Here is a 21,594-nt window from a genome sequence, read left to right as displayed (position 1 = left end):
GAATAGAATGCATATCGCACTAATTGCGCACGACGAGAAGAAAGAGTTGATGGTAGGATTTGCGACTGCATATAAACATTTACTAGAGCCGCATGAGTTATATGCGACTGGTACAACGGGAATGCGTGTTATCGAAGCAACCGGTTTAACCGTACATCGTTTTAAGTCTGGTCCGCTTGGTGGCGATCAGCAAATTGGTGCCCGTATTTCCGAAAATAAAATGGATTTAGTTATTTTTTTACGTGATCCTTTAACTGCACAACCCCATGAACCTGATGTGACGGCACTTATTAGACTATGTGATGTATACGAAATTCCCCTCGCGACAAACATTGGTACAGCAGAAATTTTAATTCGTGGGTTAGGTGCTGGTTTTCTTGATTGGCGGGATTTACGAAGAAACGATGAATAAAGGAGCGATTGACAGATGAATGACGTTTTTAAAAAGGCGCTTCCGGTATTGCAAAAATTAACTACTGAGGGTTTTGAAGCGTATTTTGTTGGCGGGTCTGTCAGAGATTATTTGCTAAATAGAACGATATCCGATGTGGATATTGCAACCAGTGCCTATCCAGAAGAAGTAAAGACAATTTTCGCTTCGACCTATGATACGGGAATCGCCCATGGAACAGTTACGGTTAGAGAAAATAACGAATACTATGAAGTGACTACTTTCCGAACAGAAGGGGCTTATGAAGATTATCGTCGCCCGAGTGAAGTAACTTTCATTCGTTCACTAGAAGAAGATTTATTACGCCGAGATTTTACGATGAACGCGATTGCAATGGATGAGAATTTTGACTTGCATGATCCTTTTTTAGGTCAAAATTCGATTCGAAAGAAAGAAATCCGGGCAGTGGGAAAAGCCTCCGAACGCTTTCATGAAGATGCACTCAGAATGATGCGCGCGATACGTTTTCTTAGCCAACTAGACTTTCATTTAGAAAAGGAGACAGAAGCGGCCTTACAAAATCAAATTGGTTTGTTAAAGCATACATCTTTTGAGAGAATAACAGTAGAATGGGTGAAAATGGTAAAAGGTTCTGCTATTAAACGGGCAATGGAACTACTCTTAAAAGTCGAAATGGAATCCTTTTTACCTGGCTTAAAAGGAAAAGCAGCTGCACTTAGCGACTTTGCTAGTTGGAACTGGGATAAGCGAGAATCGGAAATGGCTATTTGGCTTGGATTAGTAGTTGCTGTGAAGCCGAATAATCTGACTGCTTTTTTGAAGGCGTGGAAATTGCCAAACAAAACTGTACAGCTAGTTAATAAAACGTATCAGTATGCGTTAACTAAAAAAACAGACTGGTCTGAAGAAGAACTTTATCATGCTGGTGTAGAAGCTTTTTCTTTAGTAAATGAATTAAATACCATCCGGTTTGGTGAAAATCAACTGGAACTGCTCACAAAAGCTTATCAAGCACTTCCGATTCACTCCAAAAAAGATCTTGCAATCACTGGGGCTGATTTACTGAAATGGTCAGGTGAAAAGGCAGGTCCTTGGATGAAGGAAACACTTGATAAAATCGAACGAGCAGTTATTTTGAAAGAATTGAAGAATGAAAAAAACGCGATAAGAAGGTGGCTTGGCTATCATGAAGAATAACCGAGAAAAATTGCTTGCTTTATTTACAGAGAGTGATGGGGCTTATTTATCTGGACAACAGATTGCGGATAGCCTTGGTTGTTCACGTACGGCTGTTTGGAAGCAGATGGAGTCACTACGAAAAGAAGGTTTTGAAATTGAAGCAGTAAGAAATCGAGGCTATCGATTATCCGCAACAGCAGAGCAATATACAAAAGATGCCCTGCTCCTTGGGTTGGAAACAAAATTTATTGGTCAGCATTTAGAAATATATGATTCTGTCAGTTCTACCCAAATTATCGCTCATCAGCACATCGAATCAAGCCCAGAAGGAACCGTTATCGTAGCAGATGAGCAAACCGCTGGGAAGGGACGTTTACTACGACCGTGGAACTCCAAAAAAGGAGAAGGTATATGGATGAGCGTTATTTTAAAGCCACAAATTCCAATACAAAAAGTACCACAGTTTACTTTTATAGCTTCTCTCGCAATTACAGAAGCGATTGAAAACACTACAAAACTAGAACCAAAAATTAAATGGCCAAATGATATTTACATAGGAAAGCGAAAGATTTGTGGTGTTTTAACTGAAATGCAAGCCGAAGCAGAAACAATTCATGCCGTTATTATTGGGATGGGAATCAATGTTAATCAACAACAATTTCCAGAAGAAATTAAAGATAAAGCGAGTTCGTTGCAATTAGAACTAGGTGCAAGTGTTTCCAGAAAAGCATTGTTGCAAGAAATTTTAACCTCATTAGAAAAATATTATGCGCTTTTTCTAGACAAAGGTTTTGCACCAATTAAGTTATTATGGGAAACAAAGGCGATCCCGTTTGGAGAAAAATTAACAGCAAGCACAACAAAAGGGAAAATTCACGGTAAAGTAAAAGGAATTTCTGATGAAGGTGTGCTCTTATTGCAAGATGTTTTAGGAGAAGTGCATGCTATTTATTCCGCAGATATTTTACTTGATAGTGAAAATAATCAAACACCCTAAAAAAGAACCATTTCATTCTACTTAAATAACTGAAAACATATCTTTTAACTCGAATTCACAGTGTGAAAAGCACTTTTTCGAGTTTTTCTTTTTTGCAAAAAATCAACTACAATGATACCAAGGAGCTGTTTTTATGAAAAAAATGATGTTTTTTATCGCGATTATAACCGTATTGTTAACACTTAGCGCTTGTGGTGATAATAAAAAAGAAGCAGAAGATAAAGCAAACCAAACGGAAAAAGAAAGTGCCGCTTTTTTGCAAACAATTTCTACGAGTGAGTTTAAACAAAAGATGGCCGATAAATATACTGGATTTGTTTACGTTGGGCGCCCTACATGTGAGGATTGCCAAGCTTTTCAACCAATCTTAAAAAAAGAATTAGAAACGAGGGAGTTAAAAGAGCCTTTAGCTTATTATAATACCGATAAGGCCTCCAAAAAAAGTCGTGATGATATGACGACACTTTTAAAGAAGATGAACATTGAATCTGTTCCAACAATAGTTTATTTGAAAGATGGAAAAGTAGCATCAACCTATAAAGCTACCGATGAACCAGAAAAACTAACTAACTGGATGAACAAAGTGAGTAAAGAGGTCTCTGAGTAGACCTCTCTTCAATTTGCATACTTTAAGTAAGCATGTATTTATGTTATTATACATATGGTAGCAATGAATGGATGATACCGCTAACGGATCATACGAACGCTACTAACCCAAAATATGTTTTTTGCCTTGATTAAAGTAATTTAACAGGGACGAAAAGGAGCCAAGAAAATGAAAAGACCAGTAGATTTTTTTGCCATGAAAGAAAACGGAGAAAAGATAACAATGATCACTGCCTACGATTATCCTTCTGCTAAAAACGTAGAACAAGCCGATGCAGATATGATTTTAGTTGGAGATTCACTTGGAATGGTAGTTTTAGGCTATGATTCCACGGTGCCAGTTACGGTAGACGACATGATTCACCATACGAAAGCTGTAAAGCGAGGCGCTCCAAACACGTTTGTCGTGACAGACATGCCATTTATGACCTATCATGGATCTATAGATGAAACAATTAAGCATGCACGTCAGATTATACAAGAAAGCGGTGCCCATGCAGTTAAGCTGGAAGGTGCAGGAGAAGTCGTAAATAAAATTGCTCGTTTAACAGAAGCAGGGGCGCCAGTAGTTGCTCACCTTGGTTTAACGCCGCAAAGTGTTGGACTTACAGGTAGCTACAAAGTTCGAGCTAAATCAACAGAGGAAGCGCAAGAATTAATTGAAAATGCGTTAGCAGTGGAAGCAGCAGGAGCGATTGCTATTGTATTAGAAGCAATTCCTCGTCAGCTCGCAGAAAAAGTAACAAAAGCTCTTTCTATCCCAACCATTGGCATTGGAGCAGGGATTGAAACAGATGGACAAGTACTTGTATACCACGATATCATTGGTTACGGAATTAGTCGCCGAGCAAAATTCGTTAAAGCATATGCAGATATTGATGAAACAATTACGCCTGCGTTATCAAGTTATGTGAAAGAAGTAAAAGAGACTAGTTTTCCTGAAATAAAACATAGCTTTACGATGGCCGAAGAAGATTTAAAAGGCCTATACGGAAAGGAATAACATCATGTTAATCATTCGAAGTAAAGAAGAATTAAAGCATGCAATTACTAAACAAAAAAGTGCTAATCAAACAATTGGTTTTGTTCCAACAATGGGATTTTTACATGAAGGGCATATGACGCTTGTCAGTCATGCTAGAAAAGAAAATAATTATGTTGTCATGAGTGTCTTTGTCAATCCAACACAGTTTGGCCCAAATGAAGACTTTGATGCTTATCCTCGTGATGAAACGCATGATGTAAAACTTGCTGAAGAAGGTGGCGTAGATATTTTATTTATTCCAACCGTGGAAGAAATGTATCCAGCAGAACTTGCGACGAAGTTACATGTTGAAAAACGTGTTTCTGTCCTTGATGGAGCAGACCGAGAAGGCCATTTTGACGGTGTCGTTACTGTCTTAACAAAACTATTTCACTTAGTAAATCCAGATAATGCCTACTTTGGACAAAAGGATGCCCAGCAAGTAGCCGTTGTATCCGGATTAGTAGAAGACTACTTTTTCCCAGTTAATCTTCGGATAATACCTACTGTCAGGGAAGATGACGGCTTAGCAAAAAGTTCTCGAAATGTTTATTTAACGGAACTTGAACGTAAGGAAGCGTCTGTTATTCACAAAGCACTTACACTAGGTCGAAGTTTAATTGAAGCTGGTGAAACAAGTGAAGCCAATATTATCCAGCAAATGACAGCTAAAATAAATGAGCAAACAGCGCATGAAAAAATTGCCTACTTGTCTATCTATTCTTACCCAGAATTCACACCTGTGACTGATTGGACTAAAGGAATTATCATTGCAGCAGCTGTGAAATATTCGAAAGCACGTTTAATCGATAACGAATTAATCAATGTAAAGAGGCGGTAAATATGATTAGAACAATGATGAATGGCAAAATTCACCGAGCGACCGTAACAGAAGCCAATCTGAATTATGTAGGAAGTATTACAATTGATTCTGCTATCCTAGAAGCAGTCGACATGCTCCCTAATGAAAAAGTACAAATTGTCAATAATAACAATGGCGCAAGAATTGAAACCTATATCATCCCTGGAGAGCCTGGTAGTGGCGTGATTTGTCTAAACGGTGCTGCTGCAAGACACGTGCAAGTTGGCGATGTCGTTATTATTATTAGCTATGGGATGTTTACCAAAGAGGAAGCAAGCACACACGAACCAAAAATCGTCGTATTAGACGAGCAAAATCAAATCGAAATGATTCTTCCAGAAGAAAAAGCGCATACTACTTTATAAGTAATTCGGGGAGCTTGAGCGAATTTTTGCTCAAGCTGCTCGTTTGTTTACAACGTTATTTTTGAATAAAAGCAGTATAGAAAGAGGTGGAGCAGATGAAACAGAAACGTTATATTGTGGTGGATCTAGAGACAACTGGAAATCAAGCTTCACGTGATGACCGGATTATTCAATTTGCTGCTTGCTTTGTAGAATCTGGAAAGCGACTCGAAACCTACGCTACTTTTTTAAATCCAGAAAAGCCAATTCCTGCTTTTATTCAAGAATTAACAGGAATCTCACCAAAAGATGTGAGAGATGCTCCGCTATTTGAAGATGTAGCACCAATCATTGCTAATCTATTAGAAGATACCATATTTGTCGCTCATAACGTTTCTTTTGATTGGACATTTTTGGAGAGGGAAATGACTCGTGCAGGTATTTCGCTTGGAAAAATGAAAAAATTGGATACAGTCGAGTTAGCAAGAATAATGTATCCAGGAATTGATAGTTATAAACTACAAGATCTGTCTGATGAATTTGGACTTGGTCATGATAAACCACACCGAGCAGATAGTGACGCTGAAGTAACGGCTGATTTATTACTGTTACTTCTTGAAAAACTAGAAGATTTGCCACTTCCAGTAATTCGCCAAATGGCAACAATTTCTGGTAGTTTAAAGAGTTATTTACCAGAGCTATTATTTGATATTGAAATGAAAAAAGAACGGGCCAACAAGGCTTTAGATACGAAGTTTATAGAACACCGCGGTCTAGTTATTCGTAAAAAAGAAGTAGAAAAACCTACCTACAATAGAGCAGATTTACTTGATTTCCCAGAGACAGATGATGCCAAAATAGCACTTTTTAAAAAGGCAGGGGCACCACTTTATGCGAGAACTGGGCAATTTGAAATGATGAACCTCGTTTTCCAAGCAATGAAATCGGGCAAGCATGCTTTAATTGAGGCAGGAACAGGAATTGGGAAGTCACTTGGTTATTTTCTGCCAGCGATTTATCAAGCAAAGCAAGCAAAATTGCCGGTCGTTATTAGCACTTATACGAACTTGCTTCAAGCACAATTATTTGAAAAAGATGTGCCACTACTTACAAAACTGACTGGTTTCGAAGTAAAAGCTAGCTTACTTAAAGGCCGTGATCATTATTTGAATTTATTTAAATTTGAGCAGTTACTTGCGGAAGTGGATTCCCAGTACGATATAGTTGTAACGAAATTAAAGTTACTTGTTTGGCTTACGGAAACAACAACTGGGGATATTGATGAAGTGAACCTATCCAGTGGTGGTGAATTGTTTTGGAATCGGATGAAGCACACTGGTTGGTTCCTATCTGAAAAACATGATCCGTGGCTAGCGCATGATTTTTATAAATTTAATGTGGAGCAAGCAAAAAATGCTGATTTAGTTATTGTGAATCATGCACTGTTACTAAGTGACCATTTTTCTGGAAGACAGACGCTTCCAAAATATGCTTTTGCAGTAATCGATGAAGCCCATCATTTTGCAGATAGTGCCAGAACACAGGGAAGTTTTGTACTGTCGTATCGAAAATTAAAGTATTTCTTAAATCAGTTAGGCTCTTTAGAAAAATATTCCTTGTTAACACGGCTTTCGATGGCATTTCCGGATGCAGATAGTTTATATGATTTAGATATAGCAGCGATGAAACTTGGAGAAGCAGTAGAAGAATTTTTCCACTTACTAAAAATGCAACTAAGCTATGCTCGTAAAAATCTGCAAGAAGTAGTGCTTGTGGAAAACAGTGAGAAAGATGCATGGAATGAAGCGATTTATTATGCCGCTGAAAAAGTACTTCTTTTACTTCAAGAATCTGAGAAAAATATGGAAACATTACTTGCACAAGGAAAAGCCGAAGAAGATGACTTAGGTGTAGCAGAAAGTGCCTTTTTAGAAGAAATGTATGCTTTTTTACTTGATTGGAAAAATATCGTAAATCAATTAGAGCAAATGCTGTATAAAAAATCCCCAATCCTAACTATATACTTGCAAGCTGATAAAAAACATTCTATATCAAGTATTAGATTGAAAGCTGTATTAATGGAAGTGGAGCCGACACTTGGAAAAGAATTTTTCGCGAAAAAAGAAAGTGTCATTATGACCTCGGCAACCTTAACGGTGAACGGCAAGTTTGCTTTTTTACGAAAGAGTTTAGGCTTAGAAGAAGAGCAATTAGTGGAAAAAAGAATTCCTTCGCCATTTGATTATCAAAAAAATGCGCGAGTGATGATTCCAGATGATATGCCGCCAATTAAAGATACACCGATGGAACGATATACAACGGAACTGGCGAAATACATTAGGCATATTGCAGTCAAAACAAAGGGACGAATGTTAGTCCTGTTTACTGCTTCTGAAATGCTTCAGAAAACGTATTATCATATGAAAAATGAGAAGTCATTAGAAGAATATGTTTTACTTGCACAGGGTGTTTCGGCAGGAAGTGCAGCGAGATTAACGAAGCAATTCCAAATGTTTGATAAAGCGATTTTGCTAGGGACTACTAGTTTTTGGGAAGGGATAGACATTCCGGGTGAGGACTTATCGTGTTTAGTCATTGTCAGGTTACCATTTGCACCGATGGACAATCCGTATACAAAAGCTCAAATTGCCCTGCGGAAAGAACGTGGCGAAAATGCCTTTCAAACTTATTCCTTGCCAGAAGCTGTTCTTCGTTTTAAACAAGGGTTCGGTCGTTTAATTCGCCGAGAATCTGATCGGGGCATTGTCTTTGTTTTTGATAACCGCGTTGATACAACCAGGTTTGGAAAAGCATTTTTAGATTCTATCCCTAACGCACCCATTTTAAAAGGAAACCAAGCCGATTTATTAGAAGAAGTTAGTGAATTCTTTAAGGAAGGTTAAATTTTTCTTGATATGACTTCAAATATATGGCGGCTATTGCTATAATGTATCTATGCGAAAATGAAATTGCATATCGCCGGATGGACTTCCGGTAATTTAGAAATAGAAATGAGCGAGATTATTTTGCGAAATAGAAAACCTAAGCGTAAGATTGGCAAATGGATAGCGATTATTCTCGGCATAGTTATTGTGCTTATTGTGGCGGTTTTTCTGTATGTTAAATACGCGGAAAAACCAGTATCAGAAGCAGAAACCGAAGCTTTAGACCGAATAAGCGGGCAAGTAGATTTACAGTCCACTGACAAATTTTATTTATACAATGGTCCGCAAGAAGTGTATTACGTATTAACAGGGAAGAATAGTAAGAATAAAAATATCATTGTCTGGGTTCCTAAGAAAAAATCCGGCAAAGTATATGTTAAATTCGCCTCTGACGGTATCACAGAGCAACAAGCACGTGATAAAGTCGAGAAAGCAAAGAACCCAAAGAAAATTCTTCATGCGAATTTAGGTATGGAAAAAGGAACGCCGATTTGGGAAGTCGCTTATATAGATAAGAATGATAACCTAAATTACTTTGATATTGATTTTGAAACTGGTGAATGGTACCGAGAAATAGAAAACTTGTAAAAATAAGAGGAGGGAATTAAATGGACTTACCGTTATCAAGACGTGTCAAAGGAGTGGCCGCATCGCCTACACTTGCGATTACGGCAAAAGCGAAACAAATGAAACAAGAAGGAATGGATGTTATCGGGTTAGGTGCTGGGGAGCCAGATTTCAATACTCCGCAAAATATCATCGATGCAGCTGTAGATTCTATGAATAAAGGATTTACGAAGTACACGCCTTCTAGCGGGATTATCGAATTAAAACAAGCGATTGTCGACAAGCTGGCAAAAGACCAGTCATTAAACTATGAAACGAATCAAGTTTTCGTAGGAACTGGTGCAAAACATGTTTTATATTCCGCATTTCAAACGATTTTGGATCCCGGTGATGAAGTTATTATTCCTGTCCCTTATTGGGTTACTTACCCAGAGCAAGTCAAATTAGCTGGTGGAGTTCCCGTTTTTGTAGAAACTGGTTTTGATGCCGATTTCAAAATTTCTGCCATCGATTTTGAAAAAGCGATTACGAAAAAAACGAAAGCGATTGTGCTGAACTCACCTAATAATCCATCTGGCATGTGCTATACAAAGAAAGAATTAGCGGCTATTGGAGCAATAGCAGAAAAACATCAGATTTATATCTTATCTGATGAAATATATGAAAAATTATACTATGGAAATAAACAAGACTTAGTTTCCATCGCAAGTTTAAGTGATCGTTTATATGATTTAACGATTCTCATCAATGGTGTATCAAAAGCTTATTCGATGACGGGATGGCGGATTGGCTATGCTGCTGCCAATAAAGAAATTATCGCCGGAATGAGTAAACTCGCAGATCATTTAACGAGCAATCCAACAGCTAACGCGCAATATGCAGCACTGGAAGCATACGTTGGTAGCCAAGAAATACCTGAAAAAATGTACCAAGCTTTTGAAGAACGAATGGAACGCTTTTATCCCGAACTACAAAGTATTCCAGGATTTAAACCAAAAAAACCAGATGGCGCTTTTTACTTCTTTATTGATGCAAAAGAAGCGGCACATAAAAAAGGTTTTCAGGATGTAGATGCGTTTGTAGCAGCTCTTTTAGATGAAGCGAAAGTCGCAGTCATTCCAGGCTCAGGATTCGGAATGCCAGATTATATACGCCTTTCTTATGCAACAAACCCAGACTTATTCCAAGAAGCTATAAATCGAATAAAAAGTTTTATGAAATAGGGAGTGTAGACGAGTGAAAATAACAATTAATCAAGCATCCGACTTTGTCGGAAAAGAAGTAACAATTGGTGTATGGCTAGCGAATAAACGTTCAAGTGGTAAAATCGCATTTTTGCAACTACGCGATGGAACTGGCTTTATGCAAGGGGTTGTCGTAAAAGCAGAAGTTGGCGAAGAAATTTTTGCAGCAGCGAAAGCTTTAACACAAGAGACGAGCCTGTTTGTTACTGGTACAATCAACGAAGATACACGCTCTCCGTTTGGCTATGAAATGGCTGTGTCTGGTGTGGAAGTAATCAGTGAATCGCATGATTATCCAATTACACCAAAAGAACATGGAACAGAATTTTTAATGGACCATCGTCATTTATGGTTACGTTCTAATCGTCAACATGCGATTATGAAAATTCGTAATGAAATTATCCGTGCTACATACGAATTTTTCAATAAAGAAGGCTTCTTAAAAATTGATCCACCAATCTTGACAGGCAGTGCACCAGAAGGAACAACGGAACTTTTCCATACTAAATATTTTGAAGAAGATGCCTTTCTTTCTCAAAGTGGTCAATTATATATGGAAGCCGCAGCAATGGCATTTGGTAAAGTATTTTCCTTTGGTCCAACATTCCGTGCTGAAAAATCGAAAACACGTCGTCACTTAATCGAATTCTGGATGATTGAACCAGAGATGGCGTTTTACAAATTAGAAGACAGCTTGAAAGTACAAGAGAATTATGTGGCATTTTTAGTGAAAGCGGTACTTGATAACTGTCGTTTAGAACTAGATCGCCTTGGACGTGATGTTAGTCATTTAGAAAAAATGGTTGCTCCGTTCCCTCGCATTACGTATACAGAAGCGATAGATTTATTACACAAATTAGGTTTTGATGATATTGTTTGGGGTGACGACTTTGGTGCACCACATGAAACAGCTATTGCAGATAGCTTTGAAAAACCTGTTTTCATTACCCATTATCCAAAAGCTATTAAACCATTTTATATGCCAGAAGATCCGGAAAATGATCAAGTAGTATTATGTGCAGATATGATTGCGCCAGAAGGTTACGGTGAAATTATTGGTGGTTCTGAGCGTATTCATGATTTAGAAACATTACAAGCACGAATGAAAGATTTTGACTTAGATCAAGAAGCCTATAGCTGGTATATTGATTTAGCTCGTTATGGCTCTGTACCACATTCTGGTTTTGGACTTGGCTTAGAACGTACAGTTGCTTGGATTTCAGGAACAGAACATGTGCGTGAAACAATTCCATTCCCACGCTTGTTAAATCGTTTATATCCATAATAATCATTTAAATTTAGATAGAGGTATTCAAATATGCCTCTATTTTTTTATGCCATAAATAAATATGCTACAATTACAATAAGAAATATAGCGGAAGTCATTAGGGAAAATCAATTAAACACAAGCTTTTGATAAAGGGGAGGAAAAAATGGATAAAAAAACGATACATTCTTCCAAACTAGAAAGCATTTTAGTACAGATAGATGATCAAACAAAGCTTGGTGATTTAAGAAAACTTGCAAAAGAAATTAAAAAAATCATGAATTAGCCTTGGGACTTTGGAGAACCGAAGAATTCTTTCCACGTCTACTAGCAATCTTGATTATGGACAAAAAGCTTCTTACACAAGATCTTTTAAATAAACTGGATAAAGACATGCAAGTGTATTCTTTTGACGAACGAAATAATTTAATGGACTGGTTAATGGCTAATCAACTTATGAAAGATAAGATGACAATTACATTGATGGAGTCATGGGAAGATAGTCCATCTGCTCTTCAAAGGCGAATTTTTTGGTATTATCAAGCTCGCCTTAGATGGACGGGACAAACACCACCAGACACCACCGAATACTTACTTTCCGCGTTAGAAGCTAATATTAGGCAGGAAGAAGCAGAAGTACAATGGGCGATGAATTTCACTGCTGGATGGATAGGTATTTATGATAAAAAGTATCGTGCCCGTTGTATGCAACTAGGTGAAAAAACTGGTCTTTATAAAGAAGAAAAAGTAGCAAAGGGATGTAGCCCTAACTATTTACCTGAATTTATTACAATAGAAGTTAATAAACGAGAGAATAAATAAACTTATTTGCAAAGACATCGAATATAAAAAGAAAGCTTAGAATGTAATACATGATCCTACGCTTTTATGTAGGAGTTATTTGCTAGCTACTATTTTTCTTGGCCATAAAAGCATTTTCTAAGGGATTTCTTTATTTTATCTCTACTTTTATATTTTTCCCTCGAAAACCATGTTATAATTTTGGAGTGAGGTGTTTAAAATGAATCAAAAAATGCTTGAAAATTGGATGAATGAAGGGCAAGTAACTTTGCCGCAAGTACTAGTAAAAAATTATACAGCAATTGGTTTAAAGGAGATGGAAATGATGCTATTGCTTCAAATTCAATCTTTTGCGGTCGATGCTGAATTTTTTCCTTCTATGGAAATGTTAACAGAACGAACAACACTACGACTAGAAGATACAATTAAAACGATGGACTCGCTTCTAAAAAAAGGCATGATTGCTATTGAACAAGGGCAAGATGCTTCTCAAATGATTTCCGAACGATATAGTTTAGCACCACTTTGGGGGAAGTTAGTAGCTCTATATGAAAATAACGAAGCGGAAGACAGACAAGAAAAACAAATGGAAAAGCAAACCAATTTATACAGCCTTTTTGAAGCGGAATTTGGGAGACCACTTTCACCGATGGAAGCGGAAATGTTATCTGCTTGGTTAGATCAAGATAAAACTAGCCCTGATTTAATCAAAGAAGCATTAAAAGAGGCCGTTATTTCACAAAAATTAAATTTCCGTTATATTGATAGAATATTGCTCAATTGGTCAAAACAAGGTGTAAAAACAATCGATGATGCCAAACGAGTGGCAGAGGAGTTTCATCAAAACGGGCGAACAACACAAACGATAAACAAAGATGAAGTGAAAAAAAGCGCAGGATCTATACCATTATATGACTGGCTTGAAAAAAGAAAAGGGTGACGAAACTAAATTGCTATCTAATAAACAAACTGTCTTATGCGTTGAAGAAATGGCTAAAATGTTCCCTGCGGCTCACTGTGAGCTAATCCATAAAAACACGTTTGAACTCTTAGTTGCTGTGGTTTTATCTGCCCAGTGCACAGATGTATTAGTGAACCGAGTAACGGCTTCTCTTTTTGAAAAATATCATAAACCTGAAGATTATTTAGCTGTATCGCTTGATGAATTAATGGATGATATCCGTTCCATTGGTTTATATCGAAATAAAGCTAAAAATATTCAAGGACTATCACAAAAGTTGCTAACTGAGTTTAACGGAGAAGTACCACAGACTCATGCAGAACTTGAAAGCTTACCCGGCGTTGGTAGAAAAACAGCCAATGTTGTACTTTCGGTTGGTTTTGGTGTGCCTGCTATTGCTGTGGATACTCACGTGGAGCGGATTAGTAAACGACTTGGTATTTGCAGACGGAAAGATTCGGTAGTAGAAGTGGAAGAAACGTTAAAACGAAAATTACCGGAAGAACTATGGTCGGACGCGCACCATTATATGATTTTCTTCGGTAGATATCATTGCAAAGCGCGAAACCCAGAATGTCCGACATGTCCACTTCTTTATTTATGCCGCGAAGGGAAAAAACAAGCGAAAGTGAGGGGATTTGATGGCTGAGTTTAAATATGCAGTGGAGTTAGCCCATCCAGATTTCCCTGCGCCAGATGTTGTGGTAGAAGAATATGATTCTGAATCTATCTATGTAAGTGGCTTACCTTTTTGGCAAGAGCAGCAATTTTATACGAGAGGTGGCGGCGTTATCCCATGGAAAAACCAAACGGATAAAGCTTGCCGAAAACTTGCGAAACATATGACGAATTTGGCAGAAAGTATGGAAAAAGAGTTAAAAGTACATAGAAAACCTGCACCAGTTGTGGTAAGAGATGCACTTGGTATTTTTTTATCCATTTTATTTTGGAGTAATCATCGTCCGGTTCAACTAGACAATTTGATGGAACAAATTAGCACTCTTGATATGAAGCCATTAAACTTAGAAGAACGGTTGGAATATGTATTAAAGCGTGGAAATACTTATTTAGGATTTCGGCAGTTAAATGAATTAGTACTAGAGCAGCGTAAATTAATTGCGAAAAAATAATTTCCTGTTTAATGAGAAAAATACGTAACAAAATCTGATTTTAGATTTCTGTTACGTATTTTTCCATTTAGAAAGCAAACGCAAATCTATTTTAATTTAACGTAAAACCCTGTTTTTTCAAAAAAGCTGCAATTTCTGGTCTTCGTATCTCTTTAAAAAATTCGATATTCTTATCAGAGCAAGAAGTTTGTTGTTCATTTTTTTCACGTAAGGCATAATATTCTCTTGTTAAGGCTTCATAGTCTTTTAAATTTGCGAATTGTTCATGGGGATATTGATTTTCGCTTACTTGATTTTCAAATAACAGACGCGGTTTGACTTGATTTTTGTGTGCTGGAATGCCAATAGTTAGTCCGAAAATTGGAATTGTAAACGGAGGCAAATTTAACAACTCAGAAATTTTTGCGATGTCATTTCGGATTCCACCGATATAGCAGGTTCCTAGTTCTAATGATTCTGCTGCAACAACCATATTTTGAGCTGCAATCGTTGCATCCACCACTCCCACTAATAAAGACTCCATATTTCTTAAGCCCTCTAAGGATTGATTGTTCGCAAGTAAAAGTTTAGATTGGCGATATAAATCCCCAACAAACACATAAAAGGTTCCAGTTTGTTTAACATAAGAAGCGCTATCCGTAATCTCAGCTAATTTCTCCCGTAACGTTGGATCCGTAATTTCTAAAATAGAAAAAGCTTGAACGAAATGGGAAGTAGCACCACTTCTGGCCGCTGCTACTAAAGTTTGTTTGACCTCATCAGATAAGGGCTTTTTTTTAAATTCTCGAACGGAAACATGCTTAAATAATTGTTGAGTGGTTGTGTTCATAATTTCTCCTCCAATTGTGTTTATCAAATAATTTCTCACCATTTAATAAAACTAGAATATACAAACGTTTTTCCAGATTTTCAGGCATACCTTGACTTTTTCATCTACTGGATTTCTTGAATTTAAATGGTAAGTAAAGTATAATCTATTTTTAGTATCATTTGAAATGCATAAATCATATAGAGGTATCATTAATTTTGATATCAAAAGGAGTAAGATATGGATATTGAGAATATGAGAGCTTTTAATAAAGTTGCGGAACTTAAAAGTATTTCTGCTGCTGCAAATGAATTACATCATTTACAATCTAATATGTCGAATAAAATAAAAAATATAGAAAAACAGTTTAATACCCAACTCTTCTTTCGACACTCTAATGGCGTTGAACTAACTCAGAATGGGGAGAAACTCTATCAACAATTTAAAAAAATGATTTTGCTCTGGGAGGAAACCACTGCTATTATCAGTAACAAAGAAGAAAATATTTTGATTGGTATTCCTCAGTCCACTTTTCCTATGCAATTTAATACTATTATTAAAGACTTTTATTCACAGTTTCCGAATAAAAAATTGTCAATCGTCAGTGCAACTACCAATGAATTAATATATAAAATAGTAAATAGAGAACTAACGATTGCTTATGTGGCTGAACTGGAAAAGGATAATTTGTTTCAAGACAAGCAAATCATATCTGAGATGCTGTCGCGTGATAAATTAGTATTCATTGGTAAAACAAAAGGAATACCACTACAAAAAATATTGACGGAAGAGCGCTTATACGTTTTTAATAAGCAATGCTATTCTTATAGAGCGCTGATCAACCTGATGAATGATTTTAATATCCAAAATACTTCTATCTCGGAAATTAATATTGTTGAGACACTTTTTGATATTTGCAAAAATGAACTAGGGATTGGAATAATTCCCGAAAGTATCGCAGTAAAATATAATATTCAGGTCTATGAAACGCTACCCGATAAGTATTCGGAACTCCGGCAAATGTTTATTTATCATAAAGATCATACTATTTCAAGTGCAGAAAAGTGGTTGATTGAAAAAAGTAAACCTGTTTTTAAGAACTAAAACAAGATCAATGGTAAAATTCTATTTAATAGCGAAAAAGAAGCATTTAATCGCATAAAGAAAAAGTCTGAGTCAATTAGGAATTATCCAATTCCCTTTTGTCTCAGACTTTTTTGTGCTATTCAGATGATTCTTCGGCAGGTATTTTGACAGTGGTAGATGCAGCAGGGCTCTTGTTCCCATCTTTTTGGGCGATAACACTAATGGATATCGTATCACCCGGATTGCCACCACTTACAGAAACGGAAGTGGAAGAGACAGTTGTTGTCGTTCCATTCACAGTTACTTCATAAGTTGCACCATCGACTGCTGCCCACGAAACATTTATTTGCTTCGAATTGCCATCATAACTTGCCTTTAAGCCGGTTGGGGCAGAAACCTCTTTATTTTTTTCTTCTTCCTCTGCTTTTTTCTTAGCCTCTTCTTCGGCTTTCTTTTTCTCTTCTTCTGTTTGTTTCTTCTTGTCTTCTTCGGCTTTTTTCTTCGCTGCTGCTTCTTCTTTTTTCTTCTTCTCATCTTCTGGAGTAGAAGCGGTTTTTGTTGGCGCCGTGCCAGCGATGAATAGTTCATAGCTTACTTTATCGCTTGATGTACCAGATGCGGCACGAGCGATTGGATTGCTACCTTTTAAAATTGGGACAGAAACAACATTATTTGGCATTTTGAAATCTTCGGTTGTTTTTCCTTCAGATGCATGCGCCATTAATTTACTAAACATATATTGAGCAATTTTTTGCTCACTTGCTGAAACATATTTTTTCTTATTATCATAACCTGTCCATACAGCGATAGAATAATTTGTAGTATAACCAGCGAACCATGAGTCACGAGCTGCACCACTAGGATAGTAGTACTGTGAAGTGAATTCAGGTGGAATGTTTGTTGTACCTGTTTTACCAGCTGCTTGAAGTCCTGGAACAGCTGCTGATGTACCAGTTCCTATTGTAAGAACATCTTTTAGAACATCAGAGACCATATAAGCAGTAGATTCTTTCATTGCAACTGTACTTTTTGGTTCTGTATCAATTTCGGTTTGGCCATCAGATAGAACAATTTTGGTCACTGTATGTGGTTTGTTGTAAATTCCTTTATTTCCGAAAGCAGCATAAGCGCCAGCCATTTGCATTGGATTAGAACTGTTTGCTCCGATTGCGTTAGACTCGACATTTTGGCCTTCATCATAAGTGATACCAAGCTTGTTAACGAATTGCTCGGACTTATCTAAGCCGACTGCTTGTAATGTTTTTAGTGCTGGAATATTTCTTGATTGGTAAAGTGCTTGACGAACAGAAATAGGTCCTTTATAGCCGAAATCCCAGTTATTAATAGGAGTTCCGCCGGTATACGTATAAGGCTCATCTTCTAAAATGTGTGCGGTTGACCAATCTAAATACTCAAAAGCTGGTCCATAATCGGCAATTGGTTTCATTGTTGATCCGACTGAACGCTTCACTTGCGTTGCGTAGTTGTAGCCACGAGTAACGGTTTGATTACGCCCGCCGCCAATCGCTTGAACTCGACCGGTTTTAGTATCTTGCAAGACAATACCGGCTTGCATTTCATCATCTGTGAAATTAACGATTTCATTGGTATTAAGCATTTTTTCCGTGTATTCTTGTACATCACGATCAAGTGCGGTATAAATAGTTAAGCCATCGCGGTAAACATCATATTCTTTTGGAATTTCACTTAAAACTTGTGTTACATAGGAATCATATTTGTAAATTTTATCTTCCCGATCTTTTTTTGAACGAAGACCAGTGTTAATAGGTGTTTTTTGCGCAGCTGTCATTTCGTCTTTCGTAATTTTATCATGCGAATACATGTTGGTTAAAACTTGATCACGACGTTTTTTAGCAGCTTCTGGGTGGTCGTAAGGATTATAATTATTGGGGCTTTGAGGCATACCAGCAATTAAAGCTGTTTGTGCCAATGTTAAATCTTTTAAATTTTTGCCGAAATAATGCTCAGAAGCAGTTTGCATCCCATGGACACGATCTGACATATAGACTTTATTAACATAAATTTCTAGAATATCATCTTTGCTATATTTTTCTTCTAATTGAAGGGCAAGCCATGCTTCTTGAGCTTTTCTTGCTAATGTTTTATTCGTATAATCTAGATAGGACATTTTGATGATTTGCTGAGATAGGGTACTGGCACCTTCTGAACCAAATCCGTCTTTAAAATTGGCAATAACAGCTCCACCAAGTCGAATTGGGTCAATCCCATCATGTTCATAAAAACGAGCATCCTCCGTTGTTAGGATTGCATCTTTCAGTGTATCCGGTATATCTTTGTATTCAATATATTCCCGCCGTTCGGTTCCAACTTCTGCGAAAACCTTTCCATCCTTATCAAGTAGTTTGGACGAAAGTGGATCCCGTAGTTTGGAGTCGGTCAGTTTTGGTGCATCTTTTGCGTAATTGTAAAAGACAGTTGCACCAGCCGCAACACCAAAGAAAGCTAAAAATAATCCTGTAAAGAAAATTGTTTTGAAAATATTAGCTGTAACACGTTTTCCTCGCTTAGACGGATTTTTTTTCGAGCTGCCATTTTGTTTGTTGCGATACTGAGATCTTGTCTGCGGTTTATCTGCCATTAAAAATCTCTCTCCTTTAAATAAGGGTTGACTAGAAGTATATTTTGTCTATCGTTTTCAAAAAGTCAAGCCTTGGATTTAGACCATAAGGAATTTGGTCTGATACATCTTGTATTTCTGTTAAAGTAACAGATTTTCTTCCACCACTCTGCATTCGTTGCCAAAACGGATAAAACTTTTCAAATGGAATGAAGTGAGTTTCTCCGAGTTTTTGAAAGGCAATAATGACAAAAACAATGCCATCTTGTTTTAAGACACTCGCCATATGTGTCATTTGGTGATCATGGAAATTGCTTAGTGGAAAGGAAGTAGTATTTTGTGTTTCTTTTGCTTCGAAATCAATATACTTTCCTTTATACACACCATTGTAATCTGTTGTGGAGGGTGTTTTGAAGTAGGCTTCCTTAATTTTTGCGCTACTTCTTTTTGGGTAATCCACGCTGACAATTTGGACAGGGGTAGGCTTTTTATGGATGACGGCCATATCTTGCGCTAAATAATAAGCGATAGTGTCATTTAGGTCATCTTCCAAAGACATACCACGTTTACCATAAGAAACAGTTTCTTTTCGCTTTTTTTGCGGAACTGTCTGCTCAGGGCTTGCTGCATATTTCTTGCCGTTAGGGTAGCCAATAGCCATTTTTCTCACCTCTATCAGAAAATTTCTATTCTGAATTTTAGACTAACATCTATTATAACAAATAAAAATGAAAATGATAGTGTCAAATAAATGCAAAATAGTTCCTTTTAGTAAGAAAATTGTACATAAATAGAACGTACCTTCGTCTATTTTACCATAATTTCGTCAATAATCTAATTTTAGGCAAGATTTACCTTCCTATGCTATTCTGGAAGTAAGCGAATTTTGAAGGAAAGAGTGATAGTATGGAACTTTTAGAACGTACGGAAAAACTGCTTCTACAAAACGAAAAAAATTGGGAATTGTACCTAAGTAATCGCGAAGCAGCAAAGCCGTTTGATTTTTATAAAGATATGAAGCCATTTGTGGACGAAGCAAAGAAGCTTGCTGATGATTTTTTAGAATTAGCTATTCCATGGGTAAATAAAGAACGTCCGCCGTATTTAGGGGAACTTCAACTTAGACAAGCATCTGACAATATTCAAATGACAGCAGTGAGCGCATTTAATGGAAAGTCTTTTTATAAGCACTTCTTGGATCATTATGAATCTACTAAGTATACACTAACAAGAGTAAGAGATTTCTTAAAAAGAAAAGAGGAATTGATGTGAAATCCATCGCCGTGACGGGATATAAAAATTTTGAACTGGGAATTTTTAAAAAGGATGCGGATGAAGCTGTTTATATTAAAGAAACTATCAAACGCCACTTAATCCCGCTTGTGGAAAATGGTTTAGAATGGGTCATTATTTCTGGGCAACTTGGAATTGAACTTTGGGCAGGAGAAGTTGTTACAGAGCTTAAAGCAGAGGAGTATCCATTAAAGCTTGCTGTCTTAGAACCATTCGAAAAGCAAAGCTCTAACTGGAATGAAGCCAATCAATTATGGGCAAATGAAATTCTTGCTGTGGCAGATTACCACGCATTTATTACAAAGCGACCATATGAAAATCCAGCGCAGTTTCAAGCAAAAGATGGATTTATTATTGATAATACAGACGGGGCTTTGCTTGTATACGATTTAGAAAAAGAAGGTTCGCCAAAGTTTTTCTATGAACGCGCCAAAATAGCGAAAGAGCAGTCGGATTATTATTTAGAGTGCATTGATTTTTATGCCCTTCAAGATGTGGTGGATGACATGAATCAAGCTTTTTAATGTAGGAATAAATAGTAATTTTGGAAAAAATATCCGTATAGATTGACAAATGGTGTGAGATTTGGAAAAATAAGGGTAAGTATATGACTAGAACAAAAATATGTAGGAATAGAGATAGAGGTGGAGTTACATGACTTCGGAACAGTTCGAATATCACTTAACTGGTAAAGAAATTTTGGAAAAAGAATTTAAAACTGGGCTTCGTGGATACAATCCGGAAGATGTCGATGAATTTTTAGACATGGTTATTAAAGATTACAGCACATTTACACAAGAAATTGAAGCGCTTCAAGCTGAAAATATTCGTTTAGTACAAGAATTAGACAATGCACCTTTGAGAACGGCTGTACAAACAGCACCAGCATTTCAAGCAACTACACAGCCAGCTGGAACGACCAACTTTGATATCTTAAAACGTCTTTCTAATTTAGAAAAACATGTTTTTGGAAATAAGCTGGACGACAACGAATAGGTGTGCTAGTATTAGTAAGTTAAGAAAAAATGAATAACGTTCGGATAATCGCTGTTTTCCTAGGAAAGCAGAGGAAAGTCCATGCTCGCACGGTGCTGTGATGCCCGTAGTGATCGTGCCTGGTCAAACAATAAGCCAGGGCATTCCGGATTTCCGGTTTGACGGCAGGTGAATGACCTAAGTCTACTAGATATGGTCTTATAACCTTGAAGGTGCCACAGTGACGAAGTTCCGGCAGAAATGCTCGGAAGTGGAACGAGGTAAACCCCACGAGCGAGAAACTCAAACTTATGGTAGGGGCACTTTTCCCGAGGAATCAAGAACGAGGGACGAGGCGCGAATTTATTTTCGTGCAGATAGATGGTTATCTCTTTACTATTACCCTGTATATAGTAAAGAACAGAACATGGCTTACAGAGCGTTATTTACAGGATGAATTTAACATTGAAGGCTGTTTTAGAAGGCCGGAGCGC

Annotated in this window: 20 protein-coding genes, 1 other RNA gene and 2 pseudogenes; 20 read left to right on the top strand and 3 right to left on the bottom strand. The window is 37.1% G+C overall.

Going from position 1 to position 21,594, the window contains the following annotated elements; genetic code table 11:
* Positions 1 to 7: 7 nt before the first annotated feature.
* From mgsA to CKV67_RS09745, 15 genes and pseudogenes are all read left to right on the top strand, one after another.
* Positions 8 to 412, top strand: coding sequence for a methylglyoxal synthase (gene mgsA / locus CKV67_RS09815; protein ID WP_014093247.1), 405 nt, complete (start codon positions 8 to 10; stop codon positions 410 to 412).
* 15 nt (positions 413 to 427) lie between these two features.
* A complete protein-coding gene (locus CKV67_RS09810; RefSeq protein ID WP_014093246.1) occupies positions 428 to 1,609 on the top strand; it encodes a CCA tRNA nucleotidyltransferase in 1,182 nt (393 codons plus the stop codon).
* Entirely contained in the window at positions 1,599 to 2,588 is a 990-nt protein-coding gene (locus tag CKV67_RS09805) for a biotin--[acetyl-CoA-carboxylase] ligase (protein WP_014093245.1), read from the top strand. Before CKV67_RS09810 ends, CKV67_RS09805 begins: the two co-directional genes overlap by 11 nt.
* 133 nt (positions 2,589 to 2,721) lie before the next feature.
* Positions 2,722 to 3,195, top strand: a complete 474-nt coding sequence (locus CKV67_RS09800; RefSeq protein WP_014093244.1) for a thioredoxin family protein — start codon at positions 2,722 to 2,724, stop codon at positions 3,193 to 3,195.
* A 168-nt stretch (positions 3,196 to 3,363) separates the two neighbouring features.
* On the top strand, positions 3,364 to 4,197 hold the full coding sequence (panB, locus tag CKV67_RS09795; protein ID WP_014093243.1) for a 3-methyl-2-oxobutanoate hydroxymethyltransferase: 834 nt from the start codon (positions 3,364 to 3,366) through the stop codon (positions 4,195 to 4,197).
* 4 nt (positions 4,198 to 4,201) lie between these two features.
* A complete protein-coding gene (gene panC / locus CKV67_RS09790; protein ID WP_014093242.1) occupies positions 4,202 to 5,059 on the top strand; it encodes a pantoate--beta-alanine ligase in 858 nt (285 codons plus the stop codon).
* 2 nt (positions 5,060 to 5,061) lie between these two features.
* Entirely contained in the window at positions 5,062 to 5,445 is a 384-nt protein-coding gene (gene panD, locus CKV67_RS09785; RefSeq protein WP_014093241.1) for an aspartate 1-decarboxylase, read from the top strand.
* A 95-nt stretch (positions 5,446 to 5,540) separates the two neighbouring features.
* Entirely contained in the window at positions 5,541 to 8,327 is a 2,787-nt protein-coding gene (dinG, locus tag CKV67_RS09780; protein WP_014093240.1) for an ATP-dependent DNA helicase DinG, read from the top strand.
* A gap of 44 nt (positions 8,328 to 8,371) precedes the next feature.
* Positions 8,372 to 8,957: pseudogene (locus CKV67_RS09775) on the top strand (cell wall elongation regulator TseB-like domain-containing protein).
* A gap of 20 nt (positions 8,958 to 8,977) precedes the next feature.
* Entirely contained in the window at positions 8,978 to 10,159 is a 1,182-nt protein-coding gene (locus CKV67_RS09770) for a pyridoxal phosphate-dependent aminotransferase (RefSeq protein ID WP_014093238.1), read from the top strand.
* Between the two features lie 13 nt (positions 10,160 to 10,172).
* Positions 10,173 to 11,465: an asparagine--tRNA ligase gene (gene asnS, locus CKV67_RS09765; RefSeq protein WP_014093237.1), complete on the top strand. Its 1,293-nt coding sequence runs from the start codon at positions 10,173 to 10,175 to the stop codon at positions 11,463 to 11,465.
* 148 nt (positions 11,466 to 11,613) lie between these two features.
* A pseudogene (locus CKV67_RS09760) lies at positions 11,614 to 12,269 on the top strand (DNA alkylation repair protein).
* Between the two features lie 199 nt (positions 12,270 to 12,468).
* Positions 12,469 to 13,188: a DnaD domain-containing protein gene (locus tag CKV67_RS09755; RefSeq protein WP_014093236.1), complete on the top strand. Its 720-nt coding sequence runs from the start codon at positions 12,469 to 12,471 to the stop codon at positions 13,186 to 13,188.
* A 10-nt stretch (positions 13,189 to 13,198) separates the two neighbouring features.
* Entirely contained in the window at positions 13,199 to 13,858 is a 660-nt protein-coding gene (nth, locus tag CKV67_RS09750; protein WP_014093235.1) for an endonuclease III, read from the top strand.
* Entirely contained in the window at positions 13,851 to 14,339 is a 489-nt protein-coding gene (locus CKV67_RS09745; RefSeq protein WP_014093234.1) for a YpoC family protein, read from the top strand. The genes nth and CKV67_RS09745 overlap by 8 nt, the downstream gene beginning before the upstream one ends.
* A gap of 91 nt (positions 14,340 to 14,430) precedes the next feature.
* On the opposite strand, the gene CKV67_RS09740 is transcribed toward CKV67_RS09745, so the two are convergent.
* On the bottom strand, positions 14,431 to 15,168 hold the full coding sequence (locus tag CKV67_RS09740) for an NADPH-dependent oxidoreductase (protein ID WP_014093233.1): 738 nt from the start codon (positions 15,166 to 15,168) through the stop codon (positions 14,431 to 14,433).
* Positions 15,169 to 15,387: 219 nt separating this feature from the next.
* Here CKV67_RS09740 and CKV67_RS09735 point away from each other — a divergent pair, with 219 nt between their 5' ends.
* Positions 15,388 to 16,251 (top strand): LysR family transcriptional regulator, encoded by an 864-nt coding sequence (locus CKV67_RS09735; RefSeq protein WP_014093232.1) that lies wholly within the window; start codon positions 15,388 to 15,390, stop codon positions 16,249 to 16,251.
* 118 nt (positions 16,252 to 16,369) lie between these two features.
* Here CKV67_RS09735 and CKV67_RS09730 read toward each other — a convergent pair whose 3' ends face one another.
* Both CKV67_RS09730 and recU read right to left on the bottom strand, forming a co-directional pair.
* Entirely contained in the window at positions 16,370 to 18,853 is a 2,484-nt protein-coding gene (locus CKV67_RS09730) for a penicillin-binding protein 1A (RefSeq protein WP_014093231.1), read from the bottom strand.
* A gap of 31 nt (positions 18,854 to 18,884) precedes the next feature.
* Positions 18,885 to 19,493 carry a Holliday junction resolvase RecU gene (gene recU, locus CKV67_RS09725; protein WP_014093230.1) on the bottom strand — a complete coding sequence of 203 codons (609 nt, stop codon included), beginning with the start codon at positions 19,491 to 19,493 and terminating at the stop codon, positions 18,885 to 18,887.
* A gap of 245 nt (positions 19,494 to 19,738) precedes the next feature.
* Here recU and CKV67_RS09720 point away from each other — a divergent pair, with 245 nt between their 5' ends.
* The 4 genes from CKV67_RS09720 (at position 19,739) to rnpB (ending at position 21,540) form a co-directional block, all read left to right on the top strand.
* The gene (locus CKV67_RS09720; RefSeq protein ID WP_003720212.1) at positions 19,739 to 20,104 is read left to right on the top strand and encodes a YppE family protein; all 366 of its coding nucleotides are present in this window, start codon (positions 19,739 to 19,741) and stop codon (positions 20,102 to 20,104) included.
* Positions 20,101 to 20,649 (top strand): SLOG family protein, encoded by a 549-nt coding sequence (locus CKV67_RS09715; RefSeq protein ID WP_014093229.1) that lies wholly within the window; start codon positions 20,101 to 20,103, stop codon positions 20,647 to 20,649. The genes CKV67_RS09720 and CKV67_RS09715 overlap by 4 nt, the downstream gene beginning before the upstream one ends.
* Before the next feature lie 130 nt (positions 20,650 to 20,779).
* Positions 20,780 to 21,121 carry a cell division regulator GpsB gene (gene gpsB, locus CKV67_RS09710; protein WP_014093228.1) on the top strand — a complete coding sequence of 114 codons (342 nt, stop codon included), beginning with the start codon at positions 20,780 to 20,782 and terminating at the stop codon, positions 21,119 to 21,121.
* Between the two features lie 36 nt (positions 21,122 to 21,157).
* An RNA gene (gene rnpB / locus CKV67_RS09705) (RNase P RNA component class B) lies at positions 21,158 to 21,540 on the top strand.
* The last annotated feature ends 54 nt before the right edge of the window (positions 21,541 to 21,594 follow it).

The organism is Listeria ivanovii subsp. ivanovii, assembly GCF_900187025.1.
Classification (GTDB): domain Bacteria; phylum Bacillota; class Bacilli; order Lactobacillales; family Listeriaceae; genus Listeria; species Listeria ivanovii.
Note: the sequence above shows the minus strand (reverse complement) of the source record. Positions and strands in the feature narration are given on the sequence as shown.

Bases quoted from the DNA above. Each gene is read 5' to 3' on its own strand.
- CKV67_RS09735 (WP_014093232.1), top strand. From the start codon at position 15,388: ATGGATATTGAGAATATGAGAGCTTTTAATAAAGTTGCGGAACTTAAA.
- gpsB (WP_014093228.1), top strand. From the start codon at position 20,780: ATGACTTCGGAACAGTTCGAATATCACTTAACTGGTAAAGAAATTTTG.
- CKV67_RS09740 (WP_014093233.1), bottom strand. From the start codon at position 15,168: ATGAACACAACCACTCAACAATTATTTAAGCATGTTTCCGTTCGAGAA.
- panB (WP_014093243.1), top strand. From the start codon at position 3,364: ATGAAAAGACCAGTAGATTTTTTTGCCATGAAAGAAAACGGAGAAAAG.
- CKV67_RS09755 (WP_014093236.1), top strand. From the start codon at position 12,469: ATGAATCAAAAAATGCTTGAAAATTGGATGAATGAAGGGCAAGTAACT.
- recU (WP_014093230.1), bottom strand. From the start codon at position 19,493: ATGGCTATTGGCTACCCTAACGGCAAGAAATATGCAGCAAGCCCTGAG.
- CKV67_RS09770 (WP_014093238.1), top strand. From the start codon at position 8,978: ATGGACTTACCGTTATCAAGACGTGTCAAAGGAGTGGCCGCATCGCCT.
- panD (WP_014093241.1), top strand. From the start codon at position 5,062: ATGATTAGAACAATGATGAATGGCAAAATTCACCGAGCGACCGTAACA.
- mgsA (WP_014093247.1), top strand. From the start codon at position 8: ATGCATATCGCACTAATTGCGCACGACGAGAAGAAAGAGTTGATGGTA.
- CKV67_RS09745 (WP_014093234.1), top strand. From the start codon at position 13,851: ATGGCTGAGTTTAAATATGCAGTGGAGTTAGCCCATCCAGATTTCCCT.
- panC (WP_014093242.1), top strand. From the start codon at position 4,202: ATGTTAATCATTCGAAGTAAAGAAGAATTAAAGCATGCAATTACTAAA.
- CKV67_RS09805 (WP_014093245.1), top strand. From the start codon at position 1,599: ATGAAGAATAACCGAGAAAAATTGCTTGCTTTATTTACAGAGAGTGAT.
- CKV67_RS09810 (WP_014093246.1), top strand. From the start codon at position 428: ATGAATGACGTTTTTAAAAAGGCGCTTCCGGTATTGCAAAAATTAACT.
- CKV67_RS09720 (WP_003720212.1), top strand. From the start codon at position 19,739: ATGGAACTTTTAGAACGTACGGAAAAACTGCTTCTACAAAACGAAAAA.
- CKV67_RS09730 (WP_014093231.1), bottom strand. From the start codon at position 18,853: ATGGCAGATAAACCGCAGACAAGATCTCAGTATCGCAACAAACAAAAT.
- CKV67_RS09800 (WP_014093244.1), top strand. From the start codon at position 2,722: ATGAAAAAAATGATGTTTTTTATCGCGATTATAACCGTATTGTTAACA.
- dinG (WP_014093240.1), top strand. From the start codon at position 5,541: ATGAAACAGAAACGTTATATTGTGGTGGATCTAGAGACAACTGGAAAT.